This window comes from bacterium (assembly GCA_026398675.1).
Classification (GTDB): Bacteria; RBG-13-66-14; RBG-13-66-14; order RBG-13-66-14; family RBG-13-66-14; genus RBG-13-66-14.
Window position 1 is genome coordinate 1 of the sequence record JAPLSK010000408.1, and the last position, 5,570, is coordinate 5,570.

Annotated in this window: 4 protein-coding genes; 1 reads left to right on the forward strand and 3 read right to left on the reverse strand. The window is 65.6% G+C overall.

The window, feature by feature from the left end:
- From NTW26_11960 to NTW26_11970, 3 genes are all read right to left on the reverse strand, one after another.
- Positions 1 to 616: aminotransferase class III-fold pyridoxal phosphate-dependent enzyme (locus tag NTW26_11960; GenBank protein MCX7022962.1), on the reverse strand; the 616-nt coding region annotated here is incomplete at its 3' end.
- A gap of 218 nt (positions 617 to 834) precedes the next feature.
- A complete protein-coding gene (gltX, locus tag NTW26_11965; GenBank protein ID MCX7022963.1) occupies positions 835 to 2,382 on the reverse strand; it encodes a glutamate--tRNA ligase in 1,548 nt (515 codons plus the stop codon).
- Between the two features lie 140 nt (positions 2,383 to 2,522).
- Positions 2,523 to 4,607, reverse strand: coding sequence for a peptidyl-prolyl cis-trans isomerase (locus NTW26_11970; protein MCX7022964.1), 2,085 nt, complete (start codon positions 4,605 to 4,607; stop codon positions 2,523 to 2,525).
- A gap of 305 nt (positions 4,608 to 4,912) precedes the next feature.
- On the opposite strand from NTW26_11970, the gene NTW26_11975 reads away from it, so the two are divergent.
- Positions 4,913 to 5,570 (forward strand): hypothetical protein (locus NTW26_11975; GenBank protein MCX7022965.1); only part of this gene is annotated, 658 nt, incomplete at its 3' end.

Here is a 5,570-nt window from a genome sequence, read left to right on the forward strand (position 1 = left end):
CCGGGAGGTTGAAGTTGATGCCGGGGGAGTTGATGCGGGGCCAGTCGAACTTCGGGTAGTACTTGTACTTGCGGGGGTCGGCGGTGTTGGTGAGGGATAGGGTGTAGCCGGTGCGGCCGTGGAAGGCCTGCTTGAAGTGGATGACGACCAGCTCGTTCTCGTGGGCCTGGGCCTCGGCGTCGTCCTTCCAGATACCGTCCTGGAGGTTGCGCCGGGTCTTGTAGTCGAAGGCGGCCTTCAGGGCGTTCTCCACCGCCAGACCGCCGCCGGAGACCAGGAAGAGGTGCTTGAGGTATTCGGGCATGGCGATGTGCCCCCAGGTCGCCACGAACTCCGCCATCTCCGTGGTGTACACGTCGGAGTTGGACGGCTTGTTCACCGCCACCCGGCCCAGCTTCATCAGGAAGTCGGGCGCGGTGAGCCTCGGGTGATTGTACCCGATGGGCGAGCTGGCGAAACAGGTGAAGAAGTCGAGAAGCTCGCGGTTTTGGAGCTTGTCGTAGATGATCGCGCCCTTGGAGCGCTCCAGGTCGAAGACCAGGTCGCCGTAGCCGTCGGCCAGCATGTACTTCTTCAGGGTGGGCAGGACCTGGTTGGGGGTGAGGGTGATGGACACGTCGCCTCCTTTTTCAAGAGACCGGCGCGTTGCCGAAGTGAAGGTTTAGAGGGGCGTAATTTATTGATATCTTTCGGTTAATCCGCTCATGGTTCCGCGGGCGGGGCCAAGTCTAACGCGGCCGCTCTACCTTGTCAACCCCGCCCAAAAGGACGTCCCGCCACCGGCGGCGGGTGCAAAAAAAGGCCCCGCGGGGTCCTTCGGTTATCCCACCCGGCCTATCGCTCACCGATGAAACCGAGGCAGGCGTCAATCCGCGCCAGAGTCTCCTCCCGCCCCAAAAGAACGACGGTTTCGAAGAGGCCGATGCCCACCGTGCCGCCGGTGAGCGCCACCCGGACCGGCTGGACCAGCTTGCCCAGCCCGACGCCCAACTCCTCGGCCTTCGCGCGGAAAGCCTCCTCCAGGGCGTCGTGCTCGAGATTCGTCGTATCGAACAGGCGCCGCGCCTCGGTGAGAAAAGCACAGACTCCCTCTTTGCCGAGGACCTTCTTCACCGCCTCGGCGTCGTAGGTTTCCGGGGCGAGGTAGAAGGGGCGCACGTAGAAGTCGTAGTCGCCGAGGAGTTTCGGCCGGTCGCCGATGCGGTCCACAATCTCCACCAGGCGTCCCCAGCCCGCGGAGCCCTCGGCGATGTCGCCGGGGAGCGCCCCGGCCTCGCGCAGGTGGTCCAGCGCCCGGCGGGCCCGCTCCTCGGGTGGGAGCATCCGCAGATGCTCGCCGTTGACGTAGCGGCACTTGTCGTAATCGAAGACGGCGGCGGTGTTGGAGATGCGCTCCGTGGAGAAGGCGGCCGTCAGCTCGTCCAGCGTGTAAAGCTCCCGCTCGGTCCCCTCGTTCCAGCCCAACAGCGCCAGGTAGTTCACCAGCCCCTCGGGGAGGTAGCCCAGGCGGCGGAACTCGGCCAGCGACGTGGCCCCGTGGCGCTTGGAGAGCTTCTGCCGGTCCGGCCCCAGAATCATCGGCAGGTGGATGAAGACCGGCGGCTCCGCGCCCAGCGCCCGGTATAAAAGAATCTGCTTCGGCGTGTTGGAGATGTGGTCGTCGCCCCGCAGGACGTGGGTGATGCGCATGGCGACGTCGTCCACGGTGACGGTGAAATTGTAGAGCGGGTGCCCGAGGGCGACCGACGGCCTGCGCCAGATGATGAAGTCCTCGATGTCCGCGTCGGCGAAGGAGACCCGTCCGCGCTGGGTCGGCTCCACCCAGGCGGTTTTGCCGGAGGCATAGCTCGCTTCGCTCGGTTCGCTCGGTTCGCTCGGTTCGCCAGCGGGGACGGCGAAGCGCACGGCGTAAGGCTCTCCGGCGTCCATTCGCCGGTGGGCCTCCCCGCGGTCGAGGCCCCGGCAGCGGCCCGAGTAGCGGTAGGCCTCCTTCCGCTCGTGCGCCTTATCCCGCTCGGCGTCCAGCTCCTCGGGGGAACAGAAGCAGGGGTAGGCGGCGCCGGAATCCAGGAGCCTCTGGGCGGCTTCCCGGTAAAAGTCGTACCGCTCGCTCTGCAGGTAGGGCGCGCAGGGGCCGCCCACGTCCGGGCCCTCGTCCCAGTCCAGACCCAGCCAGCGCAGGGCCGCAAGAATCGCCCTGAGCGACTCCGGCGTCGAGCGCTCCACGTCCGTGTCCTCGATGCGCAGGATGTAGGCTCCCCCCGTCCCCTTGGCGAGGAGAAAGTTGTAGAGGGCGGTGCGCACGTGGCCCACGTGGAGATGCCCGGTGGGGCTGGGCGCGAAACGAACCCTGGGGCTTTCGGACTGGATATTCATCCCCATGAGGGAACCCCCCACCCCGACCCGTAGGCGCGCCTCCCCCCAGAGGGGGGAGGGAGATAAGGGGCGGACCGCAGCCCGCCCCGTTTTTTGCCGAAGGCATAGCTCGCTTCGCTCGGTTCATCTACTCGCGGACCGACGGACTAGTATCCGTAGCCGCCGCCACCACCGCCATCACCCTGTTCGTGTTCCGTCTCCTGGGCCGCGCCTTCCGCCTCGGCGCTTCGCTGGGCGATTCCGGCCAGAATCTCGTCCAGGTGGTTCTCCACCTCGGCCTGGGCCACCAGTGAATCCACCCAGGTCCGGTAGAAGGAGTTCTTGAAAACCGAAATAAGTCCTGAGCGCAGGCCTTCCAGGCGGCTGCCGTAGGCCAGGGGCGAGGGCTCGGAAACGCTCCCCCCGCGGACGATGTAGAAGCCGTCGCGGTCACGGACCACGCCCGAGAGCTCGCCGGGCTTGAGCTCGAAGGCGGTACGGGCGGCCACGGGGGCGGTGCCCAGGCCGGGGATGTTTCCCGTCCGGGTTATCTGGTCGGCGGAGACGACACTGTCGCCCAATTCAACGGCGGCACGGTCGAGGCCGACCTCCTTCGCCAGGGCCTCTAGCTCACCCGCGTGCCTTTCCGCCATGTCCCACGCTTTCTGGTTGAGCACCTTGGCCTCCACCCGGCCCCGCACATCCTCGAAGGGGTAGGGTTTTTCCCGTGTCCGCTCAGCCACGCGCAGGACGTAGAAATCGTGCTTGAACGCCGCGTCGGGGTCGTTGGGGTCCTCGTGGGTGCGGGTGAGGATGCCGGAGACCTGGCCCGGCTCCAACTTGAAGGCGGCGTCGCGGAACTGATCGAATCGGCCTATCTTCACGTCCACGATGATGGCGTCCTGCGCGAAGGGTCCCGCCCGCAGGACTAGAACGTCGGGGATGAGGGCCGCGGCCTGCTCAAGGCTCTTGCCCTCGGAGAGCGCCCCCGAGAGCGTGCTCTGGAACTTGTCCATGGCACTGAGCGCCTGGTCCATCCGCAGGCGGTTCTCCAGCTCGGGCCGCATCTGTTCGAAGGTCGGCACGTCCGCTTCCCGTTGGATGATGTGCCAGCCGTACTCGGTCTTCACCGGCTCCTGGCTGAAGGCGCCGGATGCGAGGGCGAAGGCGGCCGTCTCGAACTCGGGGACCATTTCGCCGGGCCCGAAAAAGCCCAGGTCCTCGGCGACGACCGCGGGCACTTCTCCGGTCGGGCCGGGGGTCTGGGCCAAGTATTCGTCGAAGATTTTTCCGAACGCGGTCCCGCCCGACGGCGCGCCGTTCAACCGTTCGATGACGGCGGCCGCCTTGGCCCGGGCCGCCTCGACGGTTTGGGAATCCGCGTCGGGCGGGACGGTGAAGAGGATGTGGCGCACGTGGATTCTGCCCGCGGCGGTATCCTCGTCCTTAATCTGCTCGTAGTAGGCCTGCAGGTTCTCGTCGGTGAGCTCGACCCGAGCGTAGAGGTCGTCGAAATTGAGGGCGATGTAGTCCACGGTGGCCTGGGCCGAGGCCATGAACTCCTCGGGGTGGGCGTCGTAGTACGCGCGGGTCTCGGCGAGGGAGAGCGTTATGTCGCCCACGAATGCGCCGTAGGAAATCTGGGTGAAGTCGGCGGAGGCGATCTGGTTGGTGTTGAGGAACTCGGCGCGCACCATCGGCTCCGGAACGTAAACCGCGTCGAAGATGATGGAGTGGACCTTCTCCACCAGGAGCTCGTCCCCGAGCTGCCGGCGGTACTCCTCGTCGTTGGTGCCCTGGTCGTGCAGGAAGGCCTCGTAAAGTTTGGGGTCGAAGGCTCCGTTTTCCCCGTGGAAGTAGGGCACCTGCTCGATGGTCAGGCTGACCTCGTCCTCGGTGACACAGAGGCCCCACTCCACGGCCTTCTGCCGGACCACGTAGTCCTCGATGATGAGCTCGATGGCGTCCTGGCCGGCCTGGTCGCGCATCGCGGGCTCCACGGACGGGTCGTAGAAGTCGCCCATGCGGGAGCGCTCGTTCGCCACGTACCGGCGGAAGAGGCCCTCGGAGAGCTGGTAGTAATCGGAGTACGGAACCTCCTCGCCGTTGACGACGAGGACTATGGGCGACTTCTGGCAGCCGCCGCCTGGGTTGTAGCTCATGCCCCAGGCGAAAACGATGGTCCCCAGAAAGCCGATGATGGCGATCCAGAGAATGGGCTTCATCTTCTCGCGCATGGCGCGCATGACCATCTCAGTACCTCCCGGTTGTGGTGTGACCACTCCAGGCTTCGCGATTAAGGGTTGGTAACCTTCTTAAGGTCAGCGCCGCGCATTATCCCCGTCAGCTTCTGGAGCGGGGCGGGAGACGTATTGTACCACACCCCCGGAAATAAATGCGCTCGTTGGACGACCGCTTTCCGGAGAAAAAAACGCCGGTTTACGTGGGAAAACCGGCCGATAAAAAATCGCGAAAAGCGTTGACCTTCAAGGGAGTTAATGTTATCATACCCCCTTTAAACGGACCCCCGTTCACTCACTCACCCACCCCATCAAACATGACTCTGCGCGAACAGTCCATCCAGAAGGTCTCCGTCGACCTGGAAATGCGCCGGAGCTACCTTTCCTACGCGATGAGCGTCATCGTAGGCCGCGCCCTGCCCGACGTACGCGACGGCCTCAAGCCGGTCCACCGCCGCCTCATCTACGCCATGCAGGGCCTGGGATTGGCCTCCAACAAGCCGCACCGTAAAGCGGCCCGCATCGTCGGCGAGGCCATGGGCAAGTTCCACCCCCACGGCGATGCAAACGGCTCCACGGGCATCGCGGTGGGGATGGCGAGCCACATGCCGCCGCACAACCTCGGCGAGGTGTGCCGGGCCCTCGTGCGCTACATAGACGACCCCGATGTCAGTCTCGGCGAGCTGATGAAGATCATCCCCGGTCCGGATTTCCCGACGGGCGGGGTCATCCTGGGCCGGGCGGACATCATAGACGCCTACTCCAAGGGGCGCGGGAAGTTGACCGTGCGCGGCCGGACGACCGTGGAAGAGCCCAAAGGGCGCGGCCCACAGGGCAAGGCGCGCATCATCATCACCGAAATTCCGTACCAGGTGAACAAGTCGCGACTGGTGGAGCAGATAGCGGACCTGGTGCGATCGAAGACCGTGGACGGCGTGAGCGACCTGCGCGACGAGTCGGACCGCCGGGGCGTGC

Coding starts and splice junctions, on each gene's coding strand:
- gltX (MCX7022963.1), bottom strand. CDS start 2,382: ATGGGGATGAATATCCAGTCCGAAAGCCCCAGGGTTCGTTTCGCGCCC.
- NTW26_11970 (MCX7022964.1), bottom strand. CDS start 4,607: ATGGTCATGCGCGCCATGCGCGAGAAGATGAAGCCCATTCTCTGGATC.